The 22,779-nt window shown below is 46.2% G+C and carries 20 protein-coding genes; 2 read left to right on the top strand and 18 right to left on the bottom strand.

All coding sequences use genetic code 11. The annotated features are described in order from the left end of the window. Positions 1–162 precede the first annotated feature (162 nt). From BK127_RS15755 to BK127_RS15750, 3 genes are all read right to left on the bottom strand, one after another. The gene (locus BK127_RS15755) at positions 163–900 is read right to left on the bottom strand and encodes a DUF429 domain-containing protein (protein ID WP_076231785.1); all 738 of its coding nucleotides are present in this window, start codon (positions 898–900) and stop codon (positions 163–165) included. Positions 901–1,030: 130 nt separating this feature from the next. Beyond that, the gene (locus BK127_RS43715; RefSeq protein WP_179097498.1) at positions 1,031–1,183 is read right to left on the bottom strand and encodes a hypothetical protein; all 153 of its coding nucleotides are present in this window, start codon (positions 1,181–1,183) and stop codon (positions 1,031–1,033) included. 107 nt (positions 1,184–1,290) lie between these two features. Further along, on the bottom strand, positions 1,291–1,959 hold the full coding sequence (locus tag BK127_RS15750) for an HD domain-containing protein (RefSeq protein ID WP_076231783.1): 669 nt from the start codon (positions 1,957–1,959) through the stop codon (positions 1,291–1,293). A 102-nt stretch (positions 1,960–2,061) separates the two neighbouring features. Between BK127_RS15750 and BK127_RS15745 the strand changes: the two genes are divergently transcribed. After that, a complete protein-coding gene (locus tag BK127_RS15745) occupies positions 2,062–2,757 on the top strand; it encodes a hypothetical protein (protein WP_179097497.1) in 696 nt (231 codons plus the stop codon). 81 nt (positions 2,758–2,838) lie between these two features. Here BK127_RS15745 and BK127_RS15740 read toward each other — a convergent pair whose 3' ends face one another. Beyond that, positions 2,839–3,522 carry a DUF2238 domain-containing protein gene (locus BK127_RS15740; RefSeq protein ID WP_076231780.1) on the bottom strand — a complete coding sequence of 228 codons (684 nt, stop codon included), beginning with the start codon at positions 3,520–3,522 and terminating at the stop codon, positions 2,839–2,841. A 137-nt stretch (positions 3,523–3,659) separates the two neighbouring features. Here BK127_RS15740 and BK127_RS15735 point away from each other — a divergent pair, with 137 nt between their 5' ends. Continuing rightward, the gene (locus BK127_RS15735) at positions 3,660–4,181 is read left to right on the top strand and encodes an NUDIX hydrolase (RefSeq protein ID WP_076231778.1); all 522 of its coding nucleotides are present in this window, start codon (positions 3,660–3,662) and stop codon (positions 4,179–4,181) included. 71 nt (positions 4,182–4,252) lie between these two features. Here the strand turns inward: BK127_RS15735 and BK127_RS15730 are convergent, their stop codons facing one another. From BK127_RS15730 to pdhA, 14 genes are all read right to left on the bottom strand, one after another. Continuing rightward, positions 4,253–6,067 (bottom strand): hypothetical protein, encoded by a 1,815-nt coding sequence (locus BK127_RS15730; RefSeq protein ID WP_076231776.1) that lies wholly within the window; start codon positions 6,065–6,067, stop codon positions 4,253–4,255. Next, positions 6,064–7,218, bottom strand: a complete 1,155-nt coding sequence (locus BK127_RS15725) for an ABC transporter permease (protein ID WP_076231774.1) — start codon at positions 7,216–7,218, stop codon at positions 6,064–6,066. The genes BK127_RS15730 and BK127_RS15725 overlap by 4 nt, the downstream gene beginning before the upstream one ends. Continuing rightward, positions 7,199–8,404, bottom strand: coding sequence for an HlyD family secretion protein (locus BK127_RS15720; protein ID WP_076231772.1), 1,206 nt, complete (start codon positions 8,402–8,404; stop codon positions 7,199–7,201). The genes BK127_RS15725 and BK127_RS15720 overlap by 20 nt, the downstream gene beginning before the upstream one ends. Before the next feature lie 25 nt (positions 8,405–8,429). Continuing rightward, positions 8,430–9,023 carry a TetR/AcrR family transcriptional regulator gene (locus BK127_RS15715; RefSeq protein WP_240414267.1) on the bottom strand — a complete coding sequence of 198 codons (594 nt, stop codon included), beginning with the start codon at positions 9,021–9,023 and terminating at the stop codon, positions 8,430–8,432. A gap of 168 nt (positions 9,024–9,191) precedes the next feature. Then, the gene (locus tag BK127_RS44810; protein ID WP_332843720.1) at positions 9,192–9,347 is read right to left on the bottom strand and encodes a response regulator; all 156 of its coding nucleotides are present in this window, start codon (positions 9,345–9,347) and stop codon (positions 9,192–9,194) included. 5 nt (positions 9,348–9,352) lie between these two features. Continuing rightward, on the bottom strand, positions 9,353–11,050 hold the full coding sequence (locus BK127_RS15705; protein WP_076231768.1) for an ATP-binding response regulator: 1,698 nt from the start codon (positions 11,048–11,050) through the stop codon (positions 9,353–9,355). Beyond that, the gene (locus BK127_RS15700) at positions 11,043–11,600 is read right to left on the bottom strand and encodes a heme NO-binding domain-containing protein (protein ID WP_076231766.1); all 558 of its coding nucleotides are present in this window, start codon (positions 11,598–11,600) and stop codon (positions 11,043–11,045) included. Before BK127_RS15700 ends, BK127_RS15705 begins: the two co-directional genes overlap by 8 nt. An 18-nt stretch (positions 11,601–11,618) precedes the next feature. Beyond that, positions 11,619–12,662, bottom strand: coding sequence for an HD domain-containing phosphohydrolase (locus BK127_RS15695; protein ID WP_076231764.1), 1,044 nt, complete (start codon positions 12,660–12,662; stop codon positions 11,619–11,621). Next, positions 12,656–15,127 carry a bifunctional diguanylate cyclase/phosphodiesterase gene (locus BK127_RS15690; protein ID WP_076231762.1) on the bottom strand — a complete coding sequence of 824 codons (2,472 nt, stop codon included), beginning with the start codon at positions 15,125–15,127 and terminating at the stop codon, positions 12,656–12,658. Before BK127_RS15690 ends, BK127_RS15695 begins: the two co-directional genes overlap by 7 nt. A 145-nt stretch (positions 15,128–15,272) precedes the next feature. Then, the gene (locus BK127_RS15685) at positions 15,273–17,462 is read right to left on the bottom strand and encodes an alpha-galactosidase (RefSeq protein ID WP_076231760.1); all 2,190 of its coding nucleotides are present in this window, start codon (positions 17,460–17,462) and stop codon (positions 15,273–15,275) included. 158 nt (positions 17,463–17,620) lie between these two features. Beyond that, positions 17,621–19,039 (bottom strand): dihydrolipoyl dehydrogenase, encoded by a 1,419-nt coding sequence (lpdA, locus tag BK127_RS15680; protein ID WP_076231757.1) that lies wholly within the window; start codon positions 19,037–19,039, stop codon positions 17,621–17,623. Between the two features lie 4 nt (positions 19,040–19,043). Next, entirely contained in the window at positions 19,044–20,459 is a 1,416-nt protein-coding gene (locus BK127_RS15675) for a dihydrolipoamide acetyltransferase family protein (protein ID WP_076231755.1), read from the bottom strand. 165 nt (positions 20,460–20,624) lie between these two features. Then, positions 20,625–21,605, bottom strand: coding sequence for an alpha-ketoacid dehydrogenase subunit beta (locus BK127_RS15670; protein WP_076231752.1), 981 nt, complete (start codon positions 21,603–21,605; stop codon positions 20,625–20,627). A gap of 19 nt (positions 21,606–21,624) precedes the next feature. Further along, positions 21,625–22,698, bottom strand: a complete 1,074-nt coding sequence (pdhA, locus tag BK127_RS15665; RefSeq protein ID WP_076231750.1) for a pyruvate dehydrogenase (acetyl-transferring) E1 component subunit alpha — start codon at positions 22,696–22,698, stop codon at positions 21,625–21,627. Positions 22,699–22,779 lie beyond the last annotated feature (81 nt).

The raw sequence follows: 22,779 nt of genomic DNA, 5'->3' as shown, positions 1-22,779 counted from the left end.
TGAGTTCTTGTAGGTTCACTATAAAATACATCCGTTCGATCAACAATCATACTCTTTTGTATCCTTTCCCCACTACGTGAGATAGCACTTAGACATTTTTGCACAGCTTCAACATCCTTGCAGTACCCATGTCAATCAGGTGCATGAATAGCAAAAAAAGCCTTATTCAGCAAGGCTTTTAGGAGGATACGTTATTTGCATGGGAAGTCCTGTTTCATCCCTCTCCATGATAAAGGGAACTGTCAATATATTGCCTCTACTCAGCAGCGCGGAAATAGCTAGCACCAGCGCATCCACAATATCGTCCCTTGCCACAGCCTTCCGTGGATAAGCAGCCAATGTGTGTTGGACGATCGTTCGGGCTTTGGGGTACAACAGCTCTAAAAGCTCTATGCGTTCTTCATAACCTGCTTCGGTCTGCTTGTTATGCAGCATCGGTGCGCCTGACAATGTGGTGAAGCATAGCTCCGGATGCGACTCTCGCAGCTTCTTTGGAGCTATCGGACTGATCTGCAGCAGTTGGTCGAGCTCCCGGATTTTGGGAATGATAAACCAGGCTTGCTTGGATAACCCACGGGATGTCAGTTGTTTACTAAGCGCATTGGCATCACTATACGAAGACACATCAAGCAGTTCACGAATCGGTGCCGAAAAAATACTTGAAGCCCGCTTAGGCTGCAGCAGCTGTCGGGCTTCTAGATCACATGACCTTACAGCGGTCATGCAGGAAGGCAGTCCTATCGGCATATCGATCAGCAGCAGCTTCGCATCGCCATAGTCCCTCCACAGCTCACTCAGCTCCTTATATACCTTCGCCGTCCAATTCCCCTCTGTTGAAAGTATAACGGTCATCCAGCCTGCTTTACACCCATCAATGCCTACAAAACTTTGTATGGTCATCTCTATTTACCTCTTTATCCTTTTATCTTTGAAATTATCAAGATACGGCAATGTTTGTCCGTTTCCTAAATCTCATATCTAGCATTAACTATAGCAGATTACCAATAAAGGAGGTGAATCTGATGGCAGTTCACACTGACTTGGTTACCATTCGCTTTCGCCATAACACCTCACGTGTACCGATTTTTACGGGATTTTGCGTGATCGGCAGCGCATCGCCCTGTCGCAATCTGCTAGTCATCAACGGCTCGGTACGACGAGTCAGCAGATGCTTGCGACGCAACGGCTTTGTCCTGCTCAGCAGTCATCGTAACAGCTTGTTGTTTCGGCGTACTCGTCTGTTGATAGACCAAAAAACCGGTCTCCTTTATTTGAAGGAGAGCCGGTTTTTCAATGTGATGTGTCCCTATCCAACTCCAAGCCATGCCATTCTTGATGAAATTGCTCCAGAAACTGCTCCATCACACGATGTCTATCCTCCGCAATCTGTTTGGCGGTGTCGGTATTCATCAAATTTTTCAATTTCAGCAGCTTCTCATCAAAATGCGCAATCGCTGTAGATTTGCCGCTGCGATAAGCTTCTGCTGTCATCTCCTTACGCGGAGACAGCTCTGGATCATGAATAAGCTGCCCTTTCCAGCCTGAATAGGCAAATGTCCGTGCTATACCAATAGCTCCAATCGCATCCAGACGATCGGCATCCTGCACTATCTGTGCCTCTATCGATACGACTGGAGGATTATGCCCGCCTTTATATGAAATACTTCCTATAATATCCATAACCTGATGAACTGCTGCAGGCTCGAGCTCCTGTACAGCCAGCCAATCACTAACCTTGGCCATCCCTGCCGCCAGTGATGGATTCAGCTTCTCATCGGCTACGTCATGAAGTAAAGCGGCTAACTCACAGATGAACACATCTGCGCCTTCTTTGCTGGCAAGAAGGACTGCCATTCGGGTTACCCGATCAATGTGCCACCAATCATGACCACTGGAATCATCTCCAAGCTGTTCCCTCGCAAATCGTCTTGCTTCGTCTATTACATGCTGCTGTTCCATAGTTATCCCCTTTTCATCCTATTAATGAACTTTCCCGGTACAACCATCCAAACGAACAAATACGCAAGCGCATATGGTAAAGAAGTATAAATTACCGTATCCGTGCAACTAGGATCGACAGGGAGTGAGCGTATCGTGGCAAGTGGCGTCGTAGACATTCAGGTCTCCAAAGAATTGGCTGAGAACACAATTGTTATTATTTATAATTGCGAAGGCGGGTTGCCCAACGATCTTCACCTCATTCGCGACGGATATGAGGTCACTCTACAGCGAGCCGATCTCGAAGGCAAAGTAAGAGTCGTTCATGAACAAGGAAGCGACTGCTCGTTTAACTATATCGAAGTTGATCCACTGACTGCAAGAAAATTCCGTATGCGTCACGGCAGCCGATTTACACTGGTCTACGATCCGAACGTTAACCGACTTCGTATACGCAGAATCACGACCAGCCAGGCTCATGGTTTTCTTGTATCGGAACCGCGCAAGCATCGGGATGGCAGTATCATTATCGGCTATACGTTACTGAGCTGGCTCGGTATCCCTAGCACACCAAATATGGTCATTACCGTAGCTAATGGGTCCATCAGCAAGAAGCTGAAGGTTGTAATCCCGGAAAACGAGCTGGAAACCGATTTTCGCCTTACCGCCATCAATATGCGAAGGTTCGGACTGAAACCCGGCAAACAATGGGGTCTGGTTTACAATCAGTTGACCCAAACCATGAAGGTTATGCCTGTGGCCGCAACGGCTTCCCGCCGAATAAGGCCCAGGCTTACCAAACCCACACGCCGTCGATAGTTCGAATCGCAGGCAACCTTTCCGTACCAGACCTTTTCGCTCAATATGGGATTACTCGCATTCATCATGAATATTGTACCGTTAAAGAGCTTCAGTCCGTCGCTGTTCCTTTGGTTGTCGAGCCACGACGGGCTTATTTGTCATGACCTTGACAACCGCCGTTACAATCATCGCGATGATCGAACCGTACAAGGCAACTGCCATATCATGCTGCGCATCCCAAGGATCACCCTGCGTACCGAGAAATAAAGTACCAATGTCGGGTGCCACGATAAAAGCCGTCCACATTTCGATCAGCTCATAGAACGCACCGCTTGCAAGCACTAACATCGGGGCCAGAAAGTACGCCCATGAGCCGCTTGGCTTCATCAGCCTTATGATCAGCTCACGAATCGGATAGGCTATCAATAAGCCATAGCAAAAATGAACCACTCGATCGTACTCATCTCTTGGAAATTCAAACAGTGAATGGATCAGCTTATCCACCGGATTCGTGTTATATGAATAATGAGCACCGAACGTATGCAAGGCAAGGAACAGCACGATCTGCAAATAAGACAAATTGGTAAAATGAAACCCGCGATACGTCACCAGCAGTGTCACACCAGCAGCGAAAATCAGCAGGTTTTCCAGCCACCAGCCAAAGCTGTTGTAAGGTTCGATCGACATCCATACCCAGAATATCACATAACTAATGATAAGTCCCTGCAGCAGCCCATTACGCCTGAACGGGATTTGATCATTGATAAACAACTGATGAAGCATTGTTGATTCCCCCTCTATCTCTCACACATCTACTATTTTCTGTTTCTTCATTATACATAACCTATCCATTATATGGTATTCAGGGACGAGCCTCTATGGTATCCTTAGTAAAATCGGATTTATGAGGAAGAGATCAGATGAAATCAAGACTGAAATACAACATTTGCTTCATTAAACAAGGTGATCGCATTCTATTGTTAAATAGAGAAAAGCCCAGTTGGATGGGCTGCTGGAACGGTGTCGGTGGTAAGCTGGAGCCGGAGGAATCTCCCACACAATCGATGATTCGTGAGATCAGCGAGGAAGTAAATTTGACAGCAGCTGATTATGAGCTTTCCTATAAAGGGATTGTGACCTGGACGGTGGATGGTCAAGATTTGGGCGGTATGTACTTGTATGCAGCTGAATTGCCGACACAATTCCCCTATTTCACCCCGATCAAAACGACAGAGGGTATTTTAGACTGGAAGCAGATTGATTGGATCCTGAATCCTCGAAACCAGGGAGTGGCTTCGAATATTCCTGTATTTTTAAATGCTCTGATTTACGATCCTGCTTGTTATGAACATCATTGTGTCTATAGCGACGGAAGACTGATTCGCCATAATTCAACCCCCATCGAGTTGGTCGCAGAACAGGTAGAAGCTTTCAAGCACTAACAGACAGACAAACAGACAGCTCTCGCTGTCTGTCCAGTTTATCTATGTGAGTGAAACAAATTGGCTTTACATTAGCGCTCCTGCAGCACGGTCATAAGCCGTTTAACTTCACCTGTCGGGGTTGCAATTGTTTCGTAGACGTTGATACTGAGCGGATATTCCTGCTCGTCAGTGCGCAGGTTATCGAAGGTAACAAACTGCATACCGCTCACCAATCGGTTAACACCGGTAAAATTCAAGGTTTTGACCGATAACAGCTTGCCTGTTGGATCTATGAGCTCCAGCGACATTTTGGAAAAGTCTTTATCCACGATCATCTTCTCCTCACGCTCAATGTCCAGGCTAAGCTTAAGCCTGTACGTATAAGTAATGGGTGATGTAGCAGAGGGGGCGCTCGTTCGGGCCATCAGGGACCAGTCGTTGAGCTTCACTTGGAATGGATAAAAGGATAACTTCTCCGCATCCATAACATCCTGCTGCAAAGCTACAGCATAGGCACCGATAGTGTTCGTCACTGGAGCTGCTGAAGATGCCGTTGTGGAGCCATTCGCATCAAGTATTTTCAGTACAATAGTACGATCCTTCATATCTATCGGCATCCGATAGGAATAGCTCAATATATAAGCAGTTCCCGGCATAATATCCTGCGTGGTTGTCGTTTGTCGGTTACCGCTGTATGCAGCACCGGATTCGGTCTCCAGCTTCGTTTGAAAAACAGGCAAAGGCAGCGGTTGATCTCCGTTATTGCTTAGCTTGAATTTACCGATCACCGTATTGTAGCCTTCTCCCTCATTCTCATGCATGTGCATCTCAACCAACGAAACGGACATATGAGGGTCTATCGTATCTGACAAGCTGTCAAAAGAAAAGTCAGTGCCATACTGATAAGCCAAGCTTTGCACCGGAAGATCAGCCTGGCCACCCTGTGGTAGCGCAATATTCAATCTACCAATCGAATAACCTACTTGTGTAACTGTTCCTTTGGCATCCATCTGTCTGAAGTTTTCTGAACTTAGCACATTCAAGCTGCTTAATATCGTATCTTTGTCCGTAGGAATCTGGAAATACAGATAGCGCTTTTCTCCCGGCTCCAACGTTATCGCGCTCTGTTCGGCATTTGCCCCGTTGAATAAAGTTGTGTTTACTCCAGCAGCACCGACTCTGCCATCCATACTAAGTGACGGTAACATTTCTTTTTTCGTAGAACGATTCTCCACCAGCAGCTTTACCGTATGAATGGTGCCTTTTGGAGTGCTTTCTTTATGGATCGCTGCCGGCTTATAAATCAACGGTGAATCGATATTCGGAATTGGGAAGGACTCATTCCATGTCTTCTTGGCAGATGGGTCTTGTATGGAGGATAACGCTCCATTCCAGCTGTATCCCGATACAGGGATGATCAACAGCTCTGTTTCCGTCTTCGGATATGTATACCAATCCACAGATAGCCACACAAGCTCCTTCAATTCGAACGTATCCTTGCGATCAACCACGGCCATATAGCTCAGCTCTTCATTGGTCTGAGGGCGGATGGCATGGGCATTGAACACACTGGCTTGAAGCGTATACTCGGAGCCATCAGCCGCTCTCACCCTCAGCTCCATATCCGGTATGCTTACCACTTTGGAAGCCGTGCTTTTCGCACGAACCACAACGGCAATTCGTTGTCCTTCCGAGGTCGTTTCGTTCAGCACACTTTTAATCTCTACCTTTAAAGTATCATTTAATATATAGGAGTTCGGCTTGGATATTGAAACCCCTCCAGCGTCTATCGGTAGAATTGTCGCTAAGGGTTCTGAAGCTTCTGCCGCTACCGGAGGAATAAAGTGAAACAAGGAAATGGTAAAGCCGACCGCGACTGCTGCAAATTTCATTTTTCTGCTCATGCTGTGATCTCCTTCATCTTGTTATTCAAACTCAGCTTACGGTTTTCTTTCATGATCATCAGACCGACACCTAAGGACAGCACACCCAGCATCAGAACAAGCACCCCGATTTCACTGGCATAATAAGTCAAGCTTCCACCACGATAACCGATGCCACGGATAAATTTGAATAACCATGTAAGAGGAAGCAGACTGCCCAGCATTTGTGCCGAGTGAGGCAGCATTATTGAGGCCACCTGAAAGCCTGATAGCATAAAGGATGGATATACAATAGGATACGTTCGCAAGGTAACCTTGGCAGGATCAGCCGCCGTCCAACCGACGAGCATTCCGATAACGGTCACTACGAGTGTATAAAGAATCAACGGTAAGAGAAACGCCAGCGGACTGCCGGCAAACCGTAAGCCCCCAAGCTGCTTCAACACTCCGAATACAAGAAGCAAGCTGATGGTTGAGCTCATCGCATAAGGCAGCACTCTCAGCCATAAGCCGATCGGATGCGTGAGCTCCTCTTGTAGTTTACCCTCAAGGCGTAATCGCGGTACGATCGCGGCTGCTCCGCCAATTGTAATTCCAAGTGCCGTAACATTCACGAATCCGATAACCATGAATGCGATAAAATCGGATGTCGGATTGTACAGCAGCCTTTGCTGCATCGAAAGAGGGGCAATAATCGCAGCCGCAGCTTCATCCGATACGCCCATCGCTTTCAGCTTGCCCATCGAGGTTGTCGTGTTCTCTACGGTGAACAGCTCCTGAACTCCATTACGGATATTACTAACCGCAGCAGGCATCGAATTGTCGATCAAAACCCCCACATTCACCTGCTTGCCCTGGAGTCGAAGCTGCTCCATCCCACGAGGCAAATAAATGACTGCCATATAAGCTTCATTCGCCATCAATGTATCCGGTGTTACTGTATAGTGAAACACATCGACGACATTCATATATTGAGAAGCATTGATTTTATCTGTAAATTGTCTGCTGTACAAGCTGTTATCTTCATCCACCACAGCAATTGGAGCCTCATTGATCTGGCTGTTTTGAAACAAGTAACCAAATAGTGCCGATACGAGCAGTGGAACGATTAAAATAATAAGTACAAACTTGCCTTGCAGCACAAATTTCCATTCATCGAGCAGCGATTTCATCTATATGCACCTCCGCCGTCATCCCGGGGAGTAATTTATCGATCCGATCAACCTCAATACGGGCTTGAAACATTGTCAGATCAGCTGTTCCTTTCTCCCGACTCATCCTTAATCCCGCAAACTGAGGAGCGGCTGTGACAAATTGAATTCGCCCAGTTAATTGATCAGGAAGTGCTGCAAAACGTACTGGAACCGTGCCTTCTGGCTGCAGCTTCGTCACCTGGCGCTCATCTACATACATATCAAAATACAATTTACCGGTTTCCAGCACGATTAATGGAGTCCCCGATCCCACATTTTCGCCTGCTTTGGGAATAATTCTGGCTACTTTGCCATCAACAGGAGCTTTCAATACCATCCGCTCCTTCTGGACCTGCAGGGATTGTACAAGAATGTTTTGCTGCTCCTGCTGCTTGATCAGTGTATCCAAGCCAATTCGTTGATTCGCAATGTCCTGCCCCGTCAGCATATTCTGCTCCAATATCGCATTAGCTTTATCTGTTAATAACGATGCCTGCTGCTTATCCTGCTGAGAAGCACCATTAAGCATTTTGTTTAAAGCCTGCTGCTGCTGGTCCCGCGCGTTTTCCAAGGTGGACAGCTGACTGCGTGCATTTTCCAACGCATCGCGATGGTCCTTGTAGGCGTATGGATTTTTATCATATGTATCTTCAATATTGAGCAATTGATTGTACAGCTTCAACGCGTGGGTATGTGCTTCGGTTGCTGCCGCTACCGCGAGCTTCTGACGTTCGATATCCTCCGATCGCGCGCCTTCAAGCACCTGCTCCTGTGAGGTCCTGGCCTGCTCCACCCCAATTTGCGCCTGCTTCAGGGCATTGCCCAGCTTATCCTGTGCGACATTCAACGCATCTTCACTTTGTTTTACCTTGATGGCTGTTACCTCTATGTCCGCCTGCGCCTTTTGCAGCTGTAAATCGATATCCGTTGGGTCAAGCGTCATCAGCACATCGCCTTTGCTTACCTTCATTTCTTCCTTTGCCGCCAAATCAATGATTTTACCACCCACGCCTTGAAACGACACATTAACCTGTTCCGCCGTCAAAAGACTCCCCTTATGTTTTGCTGCCAGAGACACTGCATCTTTTCCCTCAGCAGCGAGCAGGTATCCTCCGCCCCCTAGTGCTGCGCCCAATACCAGCAATAGTATCAAATTCCGTTTCATACGATTCCTTCTCCCCTCATGATGTCTAGTGTGCAGCCTGCAATCCCTTGAAAATAAATCGGAGCGTATGCTCGACTACTTCTTCCAACTCATCCTTGTCCTTGATATCATCCTGCACAAACACAGGATCGAAAAAAGAGTGGACACGCGAAAAAATTAACGTACCTACAATAAAGTTCAGCGTATGCCTCAATGATTCATACTCAAATTGTCCCTGCTCTTTCCCCGATATCAATATTTCTCTCAAAGGCATCCATAAGGCAAACACACATTTCTGCAACTTTTCCGCTCTCGGACTTTGCATCATAATTTCCTGCTGTAATATGTTGATCAGCTCCGGCTCCTCCCTACGAAATCGCACGAATTCTGTAATGAACCTCCGTAAATCCTGTTCAGGATCAGACAATACGAAAGGCTCCTGCAAAAATTGCGGCGCAAATGTATCATACAAAGCCAACAATACGTTCTCCTTGCCACCAAAATGATACGATACCAACGCCAATGCAACACCTGCTTGATCACATATTTGACGAACCGTTGTCCCCTCAAAGCCTTTTTGAGCAAACAGCACCTTCGCTCCATCCAAAATTTTCAGTTTTACATCCTTACTATCCTGCATCATTTCAGCCTCCTTTGATCTATCAAATATCATTGTTTATGAGTTGAACGTTTGTTTTGAACAATTGTTTTGAACGTTTGTTCAAATTGCTTATAATTGGATAATACACCCGTTGATGCCCCTTGTCAATCTATAAATCAGCATAAAAAAAGAAGCACTCCATAGCTTTCATGGTAGGTGCTTCTGCTTGGTCAATGCCGCGGATATCATCTCTAGCAATCGGTTCAGGTCAATCGGCTTCGTGTCAAAATCATCACAGCCAGCTGCGTATGCCTTTTCCTGATCTGATATCATCGCATGGGCAGTTAAAGCAATGACTGGTATATCTCTTAGCCTGGATCCTGTGGGGGTCCGGGAATCAGTCCGCGAATCTCTGCTATTAGTGAATCCCTATCGAACGTTCCTTTTTGCAAAATATCCTTCACATAACCATTCAGCTTCAAACGGTCCTCTGCAGTAACTGCTTTCGCAGTTACTACAACAATGGGAATGTGACACCACTTCTCGTGCTCACGCAGCTCAGAGAGAAATTGAAAACCGTCCATATCCGGCATCATCAGGTCCAAGAGAATCAAATCCGGGATTTTGTGCTCCATGCCATTTAACGCAGTCCGTCCGTTATTAGCCTGGCTTACGTCATAGCCTTCTTTGGTTAACATTTTGGTCATCATTTCACTTGAAACCACATCGTCCTCAATGACCAATACGGAGTGATCCTGATGATTCGAAACAAATTTGTCCAATACCTTGATCATCTGCTCCCGATTCACCGGCTTGTTCAAAAACTCGGATGCACCCAATGAATAGGCCAAATGCTTGTCATTCGTTAATGAGAGGATAATAACAGGTATATTTTGCAAATCAGGATCATTCTTGAGTAAGGAAAGTACAGTCCATCCGTCCATACTTGGCATCAAAATATCCAGACAGATTACCTTCGGACGAATTTTTCTCGCAAGACTCAGACCTTCCTGCCCACTTTCAGCAAAAGCTAATGTCCAGCCTTCCTTAGCCAAATACCGCCGCATCAGCTGCTGGTTGGCAGGCTCATCGTCAATGAGAAGGATGCTCGCTTGCTCAAGCTCCATTGGCAGCTTATTCAGGAATGCCAGTGATGCAGAATTAGCCTGCGCAGAAGCCTGGAGGGGAAGCCAGCAAGTGAAGGCACTTCCCTGACCGAGCTCACTGCGAACGGATATCGTTCCTCCCATTAATTCACAGAACCGTTGGCTGATCGCTAAACCGAGTCCAGTCCCACCATATTTACGGGTTGTCGACGAATCCGCTTGTGTGAATGGTTGAAACAGCTTGTCTATCTGTTCAGGTGTCATACCGATTCCCGTATCTCTGACGCTAAAGGAGCAGCCTGGACGATCATCACGGGTTTCATAGCTAACCTCGATATACACAGTGCCTTCTTTAGTAAACTTGGCTGCATTACTTAATAAATTAAATAAAATTTGTCTCAGCTTCGTTACATCACTTATAATCTCGCCTTCAACATTATGAATCTCCACACGATTTCCATTCGCTTCCACCAGTGGCTTCACCGTAGTCATGACATCATGAATCAAGCTTGTCAGATCACAGGACTCAAAGTACATATCCATCTTACCAGCTTCAATTTTCGAAATATCGAGTATATCATTAATCAGCTCAAGCAGATGTTTGCCCGACTTGTTGATTCTCCCCAGATCCTCCACAAAGACCAATTCGCCGATTTCCTCCGCTTCTTCCATCAGCATTTCACTATAACCGATTATCGCATTGAGAGGTGTCCTCAGCTCATGGCTCATGTTTGCAAGAAATTGGCTCTTGATCATATTCGCTTGAATAGCTTCATCATGGGCTCTTCCCAGCTCCGCTGTGCGCTCGGCCACGAGGTCTTCCAGATTGTCATTCAACCGTCGCAGCTCCTGATTGATGTAATAAATTTCACGAGTTTTTTGCTCCGTTATTTTTTCTGCTTCCTTACGGGCGGCTTTTTCTCGTTCGAGCTGTCTGCGAAGCATCGCAATTTCATCCATGATATCCTCCCCGCTTTGTTAGAGTAAATCGGGCAGTATTCACTGGGCCATTTGATAAATCTTCCCTTTGGATGTCCACAGCTTCCCCATAATGCTGGATGGAACCAAGAATTAAACCCTCAGCAAGATCAGCGAACGGACGAGATGAACGATAGATCATCACCAATGCGTCGGGACCGCTAGTTTCATATTCGAACCCGGGCAGCTCGGCATCCGGATACAGCTTTAGCACCTCAACATGAATATAGCTGTCAACCTTTAACAAGAACTCGAACAAGGTCCGGTTCGTATCTACAAATTGCGGATACATTTCAACCAATTGAACGAACAAATATTCACCAAATACTTTAACCAAATCAGCAACAGGTATGCCCGATTGCTCGCTGAGCATAACAACAAGCTGAATCATTTCGCTGTGATCATATGTACCTAAAGTTGTATAGCTTCCTCCGGAAGGCAATTGAGCATTGGTGATGATCGTATCGAGAATTTTCAAAGAAAACTTTTGCTCTACCATTTCAATAAATGCCGTGAACACAATCCCCTTCATTTATACAACCTCCTCGTATCAAAAATTAACAGCGCTATCGTGAAATAAGTCAATGAATACATCCACAATCTGTGGGTCAAAATGTTGCCCGCGCTGATTTTTCACTTCAGTGATCGCTTCCTCAGACGTCCACGTTTTTTTGTAAGGACGTTCATGCGTCAATGCATCATAGAAATCAGCAAGCGCGACAATCCGTGCTTCTATCGGAATAGTCTCACCACTTAATCCTTGTGGATAACCTGTTCCGTCCCATTTTTCATGATGAGAGCCGGCAATAATTTCTGCCATTTTCAAAACCGCAAAGTAGCTTCCTTCTAAAATACTGGCGCCGATGGTCGTATGCAGCTTCATCCGTTCGAACTCCTCAGGCTCAAAGCGACCCGGCTTTAACAGCAGTTCATCGGGAATACCGATTTTACCGATATCATGAAGCGGCGCTGCCATTCGGATCATCTCCACCTGCCGAGCAGGAAGTCCCAATCGATCAGCAATCAAGCCCGACAGCCGCCCAACTCGTTGTGTATGCTGACCGGTCATATCGTCACGATACTCTGAAGCGCGGCCAAGCAATTGCAAAATTTCAGCTTTCGCTTGCTGCAGCTCTTTCATTCGCTCTTGTACGCGTTCCTCAAGCAGCTCATTTTGCTGCTGAAGCTGCAGATGAAGATATCTGGTTCTTAACAAATTATGAATGCGAAGAACAACCTCGGTTCGATCAAACGGCTTTGTCAGAAAATCGTTAGCGCCTGCTTGCAGTGCGATTTTTTTGGCTTCTGGCGTTATATCAGCCGTAAGCACAAGAACCGGTAAATAGCTGTCTTTATTGGTATGTTCACGGATCAAGCGCAGTACCTCAAACCCATCCATTTCCGGCATGTGTAAGTCAAGCAGCACAATATCCGGGTCCAGCTGTTCAATTAAAGGCATAGTCTGACGAGGGTTCGTGCTGCTGTTCAGGTTCTTGTATCCTGCGCGGTCCAGGATCCGTTCCAGGAGACTCAGATTATATTCCTGGTCATCAACAATCAATATTTTTGCCAGCTTAAGGCTTTCCTCTACCATACTTTCGCTCCATTCGGTTGTTCACTAGCCTGTAGACTCTGTATCCTCATGGGTACAAAAAAAGCTTGCTCTACATCACCAGCAGATAAGGGTTTACTGTAATAAAAGCCTTGTATTTCCTGACACTCATTATCCAGCAATATATCAAGCTGATCCTTAGTCTCAATCCCTTCTGCAATGACTTCCATATTCAAATGCTTCGCCATCGATATGATTGTTGCGACAATCGCTCTATCGTTGTCATCGCTGGTTATATCGGTAATAAAAGAACGATCGATTTTGAGCTTATGAATCGGATATAGCTTCAAATAACTTAACGAGCTGTAGCCTGTCCCAAAATCATCGAGGCTGATCCGAATGCCGCTATCACTTAATTCATTCAAAATCTCCGAAGATATCGAAGCATCCATCATCATGCTTTCCGTAATTTCCAGCTCCAGAAATTGGGGCTCAAGGCGTGTTTCTTCGAGAATTTTCTTAATCTGAGTCACCAGATTTGTCTGATGGAACTGCTGAGAGGACAAGTTAACAGAAACAGGAATCAATGGCCCTCCAGCATCATGCCAGGCCCGCATTTGTGCACAAGCCTCACGCAGCACCCATGTTCCGAGTTCATAGATCATTCCTGTCTCCTCGGCTATGGAGATAAACATTCCTGGCGGCAGCATACCTTTGGTTGGATGCATCCATCGTACCAAGGCTTCAACGCCTATCATACAATTATCACTCGGGCGAATTTGCGGCTGGTAATAAAGTAGAAACTCATTACGCTCGATAGCTTTTCGCAAATCACTTTCCAGCTCTATTTTTTCCTGAAGCTCGTAATCCAGCTTGCTCGTGAACAGGAGATAGCCGTTTTTTCCGTTTTTCTTGACCTCATACATCGCCGTATCTGCATGTTTGAGCAGCTGCACATCATCGGCTCCATGCTGAGGATAAATAGCAATCCCGATACTGGCTGTAATGTAGAAATCATTGTCCTTAAGTCGGTATGGCAGCTGTACAGCCTCGATAATTCGTTCTGCAATTTCAATCGCTTTACTTTCATCATAACTGTTGTCGCATACGAGAGTAAATTCATCACCGCCGATTCGAGCCAGCGTCACTTTATAGTTTTCTACGCTTGTCCGAATGCGTTCACACATTTCTTGCAGAAAAATATCTCCGTAGGTATGTCCCAACGAATCATTAATGATCTTGAATCGATCAATATCCAGCACCATAACCGCAAAAGTCAAGTCCGTTCCCTGGGCTGCCTCGATGGCTTCCGTAAGCACTTGATTAAACCTTCTCCGGTTTGGTAGTCCTGTCAGCTCATCATGATAAGCAAGATGCTGTGCCATTTCCTTCGACTGTTTCTCTTCTGTAATGTCCTTAGCGATAATATGATTGCCGACAAGTCTCCCCTTAATCTCTACAGGCACGTTTATAATACTCAAATCGAACCGTTTTCCATTAGCTATTAATGCGGTCTCATAGCTTTGCGGATGCTTCTTGAACGATTCGTAATAAAACTTTTTTGTATTTTCTCGTTCCTCTTCCGTAATTTGCAACCCGATATGGGAAATATGTTTATTAATGAAGTCTGCTTCCTCTAGACCTGTTATTTGGGTCACAGCACGGTTAAAGCCCATAATATTACCATGAATATCGACCGATACAATACCATTAGAGTTATTCTCATACAGGGAATGGTACCATCTTTCGTGTTCCAAAATCGTTGAATCTTTATGAGATAATCGTTTATTTATGTAAATACCGAACAATGTGAATCCAATGGTAATCAGTGTCCCTGCTGCAATGATATAAGCCAGAATCCCCTGTTCGATCTGCATGCCAGATGCAATCAAAGTCTTTTCCCCATGATAGAACTCAGCCGCTGCCATTCCGATATAATGCATGCCAGCTATTGCCGCTCCCATCACGAGTCCGCTTATCAACTTATAAAAAACGATATAGCGGGATTGGTTCTCGCGAAAATAAAATAGCAGCCAAAGTGCCGCGCTAGAGGCTACGGCAGCTACCAGTATAGAAATACCAACCAACCAGAAATTGTATGTAATATCAACCATCATTGCAGCCATCCCGATATAATGCATGCCACAAATACCTGCAGCCATACAAACACCGCCAGTGACCAATTGACGGACTCTTTGTTCATTATTACTAACGATGTACAAGGCAATATACGAAGCTGCTATAGCCAGGACAACGGATAACACCACAAGCTCGATATGGTAGGTAACCTCCATCTGTAAAGAAAATGCCAGCATTCCGACAAAATGCATAGACCAGATACCCAATCCCATTAAACTGGCTCCACAAATTAGCCAGAGAGCCCGTGCTTTTCCCTTAGTGAAACTAATAGTTCCAGCCAAATCCAATGCAGAATAAGAGGCTGCTCCTGCTATTATATAAGAAATAATAACGATAAGCGGGTTGTAAGTACCATGAAGATGTTCCATTCTGTTCCCCTTTCAAAAAAAGCACATACTAAAATCCATTATACACGATGAATCTAAAAAATTTCTGAAAATTTAACTTAAATTTTAGAAAAAAAAGACTGCTCCATAGTCTCATAGACTCTTGGAACAGCCTTGCAATTTGTATTTATACTCTTTTCAGACGTACAAGGAAACTTTGGTAATCCCCCTGCAGTGCTGGCAAGACAAAACCTCCATACATCAGTTCATCGCCACCATATACTTCATCGGTCCCCAACCAGATATATTGAGAGTCTGCATCAAGACCTTTAAGCTTGATGCGCTCTGTCGGCTCATTAGGCTCACATAAAATTTGGAAATAGCATACCAAGCAATCCTGCCCATCCGTGGATACAAACATCCAGGCAGCAGTATTCCCTTCAAAGGGGCTTAGCAACCGATAAAAAGAACCAAATTGAACGAATTGACGCAGCTCTTTATACATGGCTACCTGCTGCTTCGCAAGCTCTCGTTCATCAGACGTAAATTTCGTTAGATCCAGTTCATAGCCAAAGTTTCCTGACATCGCGACATCCCCCCGCATTTGCAGTGAGGTGTTGCGATGTACCTGATGGTTAGGAATTGCTGACACATGGGCTCCCATCGAGCTGATCGGATAGACGATACTCGTCCCATACTGGATTTTCAAGCGGGTCACCGCATCGGTATTGTCACTTGTCCAGGTTTGGGGCATATAATGCAAAATTCCTGGATCGAACCGTCCTCCGCCACCGGAGCAGCTCTCGAACAAAATATGTGTGAAAGCCGACGTAATACGCTCCATCACCGAATATAGACCAAGCATGTAGCGGTGAGCCGTTTCTCTTTGTCGCTCAGGAGGTAATGAAGCCGAGCCGATTTCGGTCATAGATCGGTTCATATCCCATTTGACATAAGTGATTGGGGCACTGTTAAGTACACCCGATACCGTATTCACGATATAATCACAAACCTCGGAACGCGATAAATCGAGAATCAGCTGATTCCTTCCCTCGGACCTCGTTCGATTCGGTACATGCAAGCACCAGTCTGGATGCGCCCGATACAGCTCACTTTCGACAGAAACCATTTCAGGCTCGAACCATAAACCGAACTGCATGTCCAGCTTGGTGATCCGCTCAGCCAGGTTCCCTAATCCTTCAGGGAGCTTCTCCAGATTAACAAACCAATCGCCTAAAGAGGTTTTATCATCGTTGCGCTTTCCGAACCAACCGTCATCGAGCACAAACAGCTCAATCCCGAGCTCTTTGCCGGCTTTTGCGATTTGCTCGATCTGATCCGCCGTAAAGTCAAAATACGTCGCTTCCCAGTTATTGATCAATACAGGTCGTGACTGGTCACGGAAAGTCCCCCTGCACAGTCGCGTGCGATATAACTCATGATACGTCTGTGACATCCCGCCAAGCCCGTTTGCAGAGTGAACCATCACCACTTCCGGCGCTTGAAAAGACTGCCCGGGCTCCAGCAACCAGCTGAAATCAAATGGATTAATACCCATGCCTACACGTGTCGTATTAAATTGGTCTACTTCCACGGAGGCGAGAAAACTACCGCTGTACACAAGGCTGAATCCATATACGTCACCATGATCCTCTGTGGAGCCCTTCGCCAGCAAAGCAATGAATGGGTTCTGCTGATGACTGCTGCCACCGCGGCGGCTTTCAATGGATTGAGTGCCAGGGACGAGCGCTCTCTTCTCTACATACCGCTCTCGTGCCCAAGCTCCTGATAGCTGCAGCAGGTCATAGCCACTATCGGCCATATCGATACTCATGCTGAGCACACGCAGCACCTTGAGCGTTTGTAGTCCTTCGTTGATCAAACGAACTGAACGCGTAAGCACATTATGATTTTCATAAACTGTATAAGTTAATACCGCCTTGAGTCCAGTCAACCCATCTATCAAAGTGATCTCAAGTGTCAGTGCTTCATCTGCATGCTCAATATAGGTAGATGGAAGTCCGTCCAGAGTTGGCTTACCAGCTATAATACGGTGTGATTCGTACTTGAAATCCGTTATTGTGGAGCCATTCTCCAGCTGAATCTGAATCGCAGGTTGACGGTAATCAGAATTCCCATAGGCCGGGTACTCCTGCGGCAGCCAGTCGAGCGAATAATTTCGATCAGCAGGATCCGGATTTGGAGAAAAGGACCGGTCTCTCCCGAGTTGAAGCCAATGTGAAGCTTTTAGATGATTTATTTTCCGGCCCCAATACAAGTGGACCACGTAACCTGATTCCAATATTTGAAGGCCATAGCTCGTATCAGCAGCCTGAAGATGAAACAACTGCTGCTCTGCGTCAAATTGAATCCCCATGTGAACACACCCTTTTTATAAAAAATGATCTACAAGGAGTATCCTACAATGTTCAATCGCATCTGTTAATGGATAATTGCAATGTCGTATGGATAAATGTAGGATTATCAACAAAAAAAGCCCGGAGCAGCGAGGCTCCAGGCTTGTGTACATCGATCTTATTTTTTACCCAATACATGAATCGGGTGTCCCAATAATACTTCAGCTGCATCCATCGTAATTTCACCCAATGAAGGATGTGCATGAATCGTAAGCGCGATATCCTCAACAGTAGCACCCAATTCGATGGCCAAAGCCAATTCGGCAATCATGTTAGAGGCTTGCTTACCGACAACCTGTCCGCCCAAGAGCAGACCTGAATCCTTGTCGCCGATCAGCTTTACAAAACCGTCAGAGGTATTCATCGTCAATGCACGGCCATTTACACCAAATGGGAACTTGCCCACAGTTGTATTTTTGCCTTGTGCCTTGGCTTCAGTTTCACTCAAGCCTACACTTGCAATTTCCGGATCTGAGAATACTACAGCTGGAATACATTTATAATCAATTACGCTTGGTTGTCCGGCAATTACTTCAGCCGCTACCTTACCTTCGTAAGAAGCCTTATGCGCCAAAGCAGGACCTGCGACGATATCACCAATTGCATAAATATGCGGAACATTGGTTTGGCATTTTTCATTGATTTTTATCAAACCGCGTTCACCCACTTCAACGCCTGCCAATTCAAGCGACAGATCGCCATCAGTGTTCGGGCGACGTCCAACTGTTACCAGCACGTATTGTGCAGTAACCTTTTTCTCCTCGCCTTTAACTGTGAAGGTAACGGTAACGTCTTTATCCGTTTGCTCGCAGCCTTGAGCCAAAGCTTCTGTAAATACCTCAACATTGCCTTTTTTCAAGCCACGGCCAACCAGATTGGATAGTTCCTTTTCAAAGCCTGGCAAAATGGAGTCTGAGCCTTCCAGAACTGTAACCTTTGTACCCAGTCTCGAATACGTTTGTCCAAGCTCGATGCCGATGTAGCCGCCGCCGATAACGATCATGCTTTCCGGAACCTCTTTCAGATCAAGCACTTCGGTGGAGGAAAGAATACGACCGCCATAAGGGAATGCTTTCAATTCAATCGGGCGTGAGCCTGTTGCAATAATGCAGTCGTTGAAGCGAAAGCGGGCTGTTTCATTATCATTGAAGCAGCGAGCTTCATGTTCGTTAATGAACAAGGCTTCGCCATTGAACACCTGAATATTGTTACCTTTGAGCAGTTGGCCTACGCCGCCTGTCATCTTTTTCACAATACCGGATTTCCATTCCTGTACCTTTGTAAAATCAATCTTGACGCCCTCGGAAACAATCCCGATAGATGAGTTATGGCTTGCTGCCTCAAACTCTTCAGCAGCATGAATTAAAGCTTTGGAAGGAATGCAGCCACGGTTTAAGCATACACCTCCGACTTCCGACTTATCTACGATCAGAACACTTTTACCCAATTGAGCGGCACGAATAGCAGCCACATACCCACCGGGACCTGCACCGATGACCAACACGTCGATTTCTACAGATGCATCGCCTACTACCATTATGTTACACCTCCATGATTAATAGCTCAGGATCAGCCAGCAATTGCTTGATATAGTTCAAAAAGTTTTGAGCTGTCGCGCCATCAATAATCCGATGATCGAAGCTTAGGGAAAGAGCCATCACTGGAGCGATTACGATCTCACCATTTTTCACAACCGGCTTCTCAGTAATACGTCCTGTACCCAAAATTGCCACTTCAGGGAAATTAATAACGGGAGTGAAGAACATGCCGCCAGCCGAACCAATATTCGTGATCGACAGCGTGCCGCCTTTCATTTCCGCTGCTGACAGCTTGCCATCACGACCGCGTGCTGCCAAATCCTTGATAGCTTCAGCGATTGTCCAAATATTTTTACGATCCGCATCCTGAATAACAGGTACGATCAAGCCATTATCCGTATCGGTTGCGATACCAATGTTATAGTACTTTTTGTAGACAATTTCGTTCTTTTCTTCGTCGATCATCGCGTTTAAAGCCGGGAATTGACGCGCTGCTGCAACTAGAACCTTTACAATGAAAGGCAGGTAAGTCAGCTTAACGCCTTTTTTCTCAGCAATTGGTTTGGACTTCGCACGAAGGGCAACCAGTTGGGTTACGTCTACTTCATCCATCAAGGTTACATGTGGAGCTGTGTATACGGATTTAACCATCGCGTTCGAGATCGCTTTGCGAATGCCTTTGAATGGAACGCGTTCTTCGATGCGCTCACCGCTAACTGCTGCCGCTGCGCTTGAAGCGACTGCTGGCTTGCTCGGCGCTGCTGCTGCATTCGAAGTTGCTTCCGCAGCTGCTGCCGGAGCTTCGCTTCCAGCGGATGGTGCTGCCGCGGCTGTGCCTCCGCCTGCGGCAAATGCGAGAACATCTTCCTTGGTCACGCGGCCGTTAGGGCCGCTAGCTGTGACCAGCCCGATGTTCAAGCCTTTCTCGCGAGCGAGCTTGCGCACGCTTGGCGTAGCCAGTGCTTTACCGCCGGCTGCTGCATCGGCTTGAGCCGCGCCTTCAGCCGGTGCTCCGCCTGCCAGCGGCGTATCCAGCTTCGAGTTCGCGACATTAGCCGCGACCGCTCCGCCAACTGCACACTCAGCAGCTTGATCATCGCTCTTCGCTGCTGGAGCAGCCTCAGCTGGTGCTGCCGGAGCCGCACTCTCACCGTGACCTGCTTGCTGTGGAACCTCTCCAGAAACCTCGATCGTAGCGATCAGATCGCCAATAGTACAAACTGTGCCTTCGGCAACTTTGATTTCGACGATCTTGCCTTCAACAGGAGAAGGTACTTCTACTGTTGATTTATCGTTTTGGACTTCCATAATGATGGTCTCATCGTTGACGACATCGCCTGGCTTTACCAGCCATTTGACGATTTCACCTTCGTGAATGCCTTCACCAAGCTCCGGGAATTTATATTCAAATACCGCCATATTGTAACCTCCTAAAAGTTTTCGTAGAAAACTTACTTCGTAAGCATTCCCCTTAGAGTTTTGCGTAGCAAAACTTACTTCGTAAGCATTGCTGGGTTTTCGTAGAAAACTTACTTCGTAAGCATTCCCTATAGAGTTTTGCGTAGCAAAACTTGCTTCGTTATCCTAAAAATCCAATACTTTGTTCAGTCCAGCAATAATACGGGCCGGATTAGGAAGCCATTGGTCTTCAACCTGTGAGAATGCATATACGGTATCCGGAGGTGTTACACGAAGTACAGGAGCCTCAAGGTGCAGAATCGCTTTTTCGTTAATTTGTGCAATTACTTCAGCAGCAATACCAGACGATTTTTGTGCTTCCTGTACAACGATAGCGCGGTTCGTTTTCTTGATCGATTCCACGATTGTATCGATATCAAGCGGCATCAAAGTACGAAGATCAATGACTTCTACCTTGGTTCCACGAGTTTTTTCGATTTCTTCAGCTGCCTTCAAAGAAGTATGCACCATAGCGCCGTAGGTAATAATGGTAACATCAGAACCTTCGCGAACTACTTTTGCTTTACCAATTTCCACTGTGTAATCGCCTTCCGGCACTTCAGCACGGAAAGAACGGTACAAGTTCAGATGCTCCATGAAAAATACAGGATCATTGTCGCGGATAGCCGCAATCAGCAGGCCCTTGGCATCATAAGGATTGGAAGGAACCACTACTTTAATTCCCGGTGTTTGAGTTAACAAACCTTCCAACGGATCTGTGTGCAGCTCAGCTGCTTTAACGCCGCCGCCAAAAGGAGTACGGAATGTAATTGGTGCATTGTAACGACCGCCTGAGCGATAACGCATCCGTGCTGCCTGAACACAAATCTGGTCTAATGCTTCATAAATAAAACCGACAAATTGGATTTCAGCAACCGGGCGAAATCCTTGAATCCCCATACCCACTGCCAAACCACCGATTGCGGATTCAGCCAAAGGCGTATCGAATACACGTTCCTCGCCAAATTCAGCCTGTAGACCTTCCGTTGCACGGAATACACCGCCGACTTTACCAACATCTTCACCGAATATGACTACGTTCGGATCGCGTTCCAACTCAACACGCATTGCATCCTTGATCGCTTGAATCATTGTCATTTGTGCCATGGCTTACTCTTCCTCCCTTTTACTTTGAATAATCTGCTTTTTGCTCTTCCAGATGGGACGGTGTTACTTCAAACATGCTATCGATCAAGCCGGGAATCGTCATTTTCTCCACAGCTTCTGCTTTTTTAATGGCGTCAGCAACTGCTTGCTTCGCTTCTTCTACAACCTTGGCTTCTTCGTCTTCCGACCACAAGCCCTTGGCTGTAACGTATAAACGGAAACGGTTCAAAGGATCTTTGGTTTGTTCCCACTCCGTGCTTTCTTCTTTTGTACGGTACTTGGACGGATCGTCACCGGACATGGAATGCGGCAAGAAGCGGTATGTGATCGCTTCGATCAATGTCGCGCCTTCTCCATTGCGTCCACGCTCAGCAGCATCCTGAACGGCTTTAACTACAGCCAGAACATCCATACCATCTACTTGCACACCTACAATACCCGCTGCTACTGCTTTATGAGCAACAGATGCTGCTGCGGTTTGCTTGGAGAATGGAGTCGTGATCGCATAGCCGTTATTTTGCACAACAAAAATCGCAGGAAGTTTAAATGCACCTGCAAAGTTCATACCTTCATAGAAATCGCCTTCGGACGAACCGCCGTCACCTGTATAGGTAATGGATACACGTTTTTCTCCGCGTTTTTTGAATGCCATGGCAACGCCCATTGCATGAAGAATTTGTGCACCGATAATGATTTGCGGCATAAGTACATGTACATTTTCCGGAATTTGTCCGCCGTGCTGATGACCGCGGGAATATAGGAATGCCTGATACATCGGAAGACCATGCCATACGATTTGCGGCATATCACGATAACCCGGACATACAAAATCATCTGAATTTAAAGCAAATTCGCTACCGATCATTGTTGCTTCCTGACCCGATACTGGAGCGTAGAAGCCAAGACGGCCTTGACGGGTTAAGTTAACAGCCCGTTGATCCCAAGTACGCGTAAATACCATACGTCTCATTAATTCTTTTAACTGCTCGTCACTCAATTTCGGCATTTCTTGCTCATTTACGACAGTGCCGTCAGGCGCTAGAACGGATAAAGGCTGTACCTCAGTTACAGCTACTTCATACGGCTTACTCATGTACATTCACCTCAATAGTAGGATTTCAATGCCATTAAAGCTGGAATTCTGTTATAGTAGTATTATAAACCTGTTTTCACT

The sequence above is a fragment of the Paenibacillus sp. FSL H7-0331 genome (genome assembly GCF_001956045.1).
This window is presented reverse-complemented; position numbering and strand designations above follow the sequence as displayed.

Coding starts and splice junctions, on each gene's coding strand:
- BK127_RS15755 (WP_076231785.1), bottom strand. CDS start 900: ATGACCATACAAAGTTTTGTAGGCATTGATGGGTGTAAAGCAGGCTGG.
- BK127_RS15750 (WP_076231783.1), bottom strand. CDS start 1,959: ATGGAACAGCAGCATGTAATAGACGAAGCAAGACGATTTGCGAGGGAA.
- BK127_RS15740 (WP_076231780.1), bottom strand. CDS start 3,522: ATGCTTCATCAGTTGTTTATCAATGATCAAATCCCGTTCAGGCGTAAT.
- BK127_RS15735 (WP_076231778.1), top strand. CDS start 3,660: ATGAAATCAAGACTGAAATACAACATTTGCTTCATTAAACAAGGTGAT.
- BK127_RS15730 (WP_076231776.1), bottom strand. CDS start 6,067: ATGAGCAGAAAAATGAAATTTGCAGCAGTCGCGGTCGGCTTTACCATT.
- BK127_RS15725 (WP_076231774.1), bottom strand. CDS start 7,218: ATGAAATCGCTGCTCGATGAATGGAAATTTGTGCTGCAAGGCAAGTTT.
- BK127_RS15720 (WP_076231772.1), bottom strand. CDS start 8,404: ATGAAACGGAATTTGATACTATTGCTGGTATTGGGCGCAGCACTAGGG.
- BK127_RS15715 (WP_240414267.1), bottom strand. CDS start 9,023: ATGCAGGATAGTAAGGATGTAAAACTGAAAATTTTGGATGGAGCGAAG.
- BK127_RS15705 (WP_076231768.1), bottom strand. CDS start 11,050: ATGGATGAAATTGCGATGCTTCGCAGACAGCTCGAACGAGAAAAAGCC.
- BK127_RS15700 (WP_076231766.1), bottom strand. CDS start 11,600: ATGAAGGGGATTGTGTTCACGGCATTTATTGAAATGGTAGAGCAAAAG.
- BK127_RS15695 (WP_076231764.1), bottom strand. CDS start 12,662: ATGGTAGAGGAAAGCCTTAAGCTGGCAAAAATATTGATTGTTGATGAC.
- BK127_RS15690 (WP_076231762.1), bottom strand. CDS start 15,127: ATGGAACATCTTCATGGTACTTACAACCCGCTTATCGTTATTATTTCT.
- BK127_RS15685 (WP_076231760.1), bottom strand. CDS start 17,462: ATGGGGATTCAATTTGACGCAGAGCAGCAGTTGTTTCATCTTCAGGCT.
- lpdA (WP_076231757.1), bottom strand. CDS start 19,039: ATGGTAGTAGGCGATGCATCTGTAGAAATCGACGTGTTGGTCATCGGT.
- BK127_RS15675 (WP_076231755.1), bottom strand. CDS start 20,459: ATGGCGGTATTTGAATATAAATTCCCGGAGCTTGGTGAAGGCATTCAC.
- BK127_RS15670 (WP_076231752.1), bottom strand. CDS start 21,605: ATGGCACAAATGACAATGATTCAAGCGATCAAGGATGCAATGCGTGTT.
- pdhA (WP_076231750.1), bottom strand. CDS start 22,698: ATGAGTAAGCCGTATGAAGTAGCTGTAACTGAGGTACAGCCTTTATCC.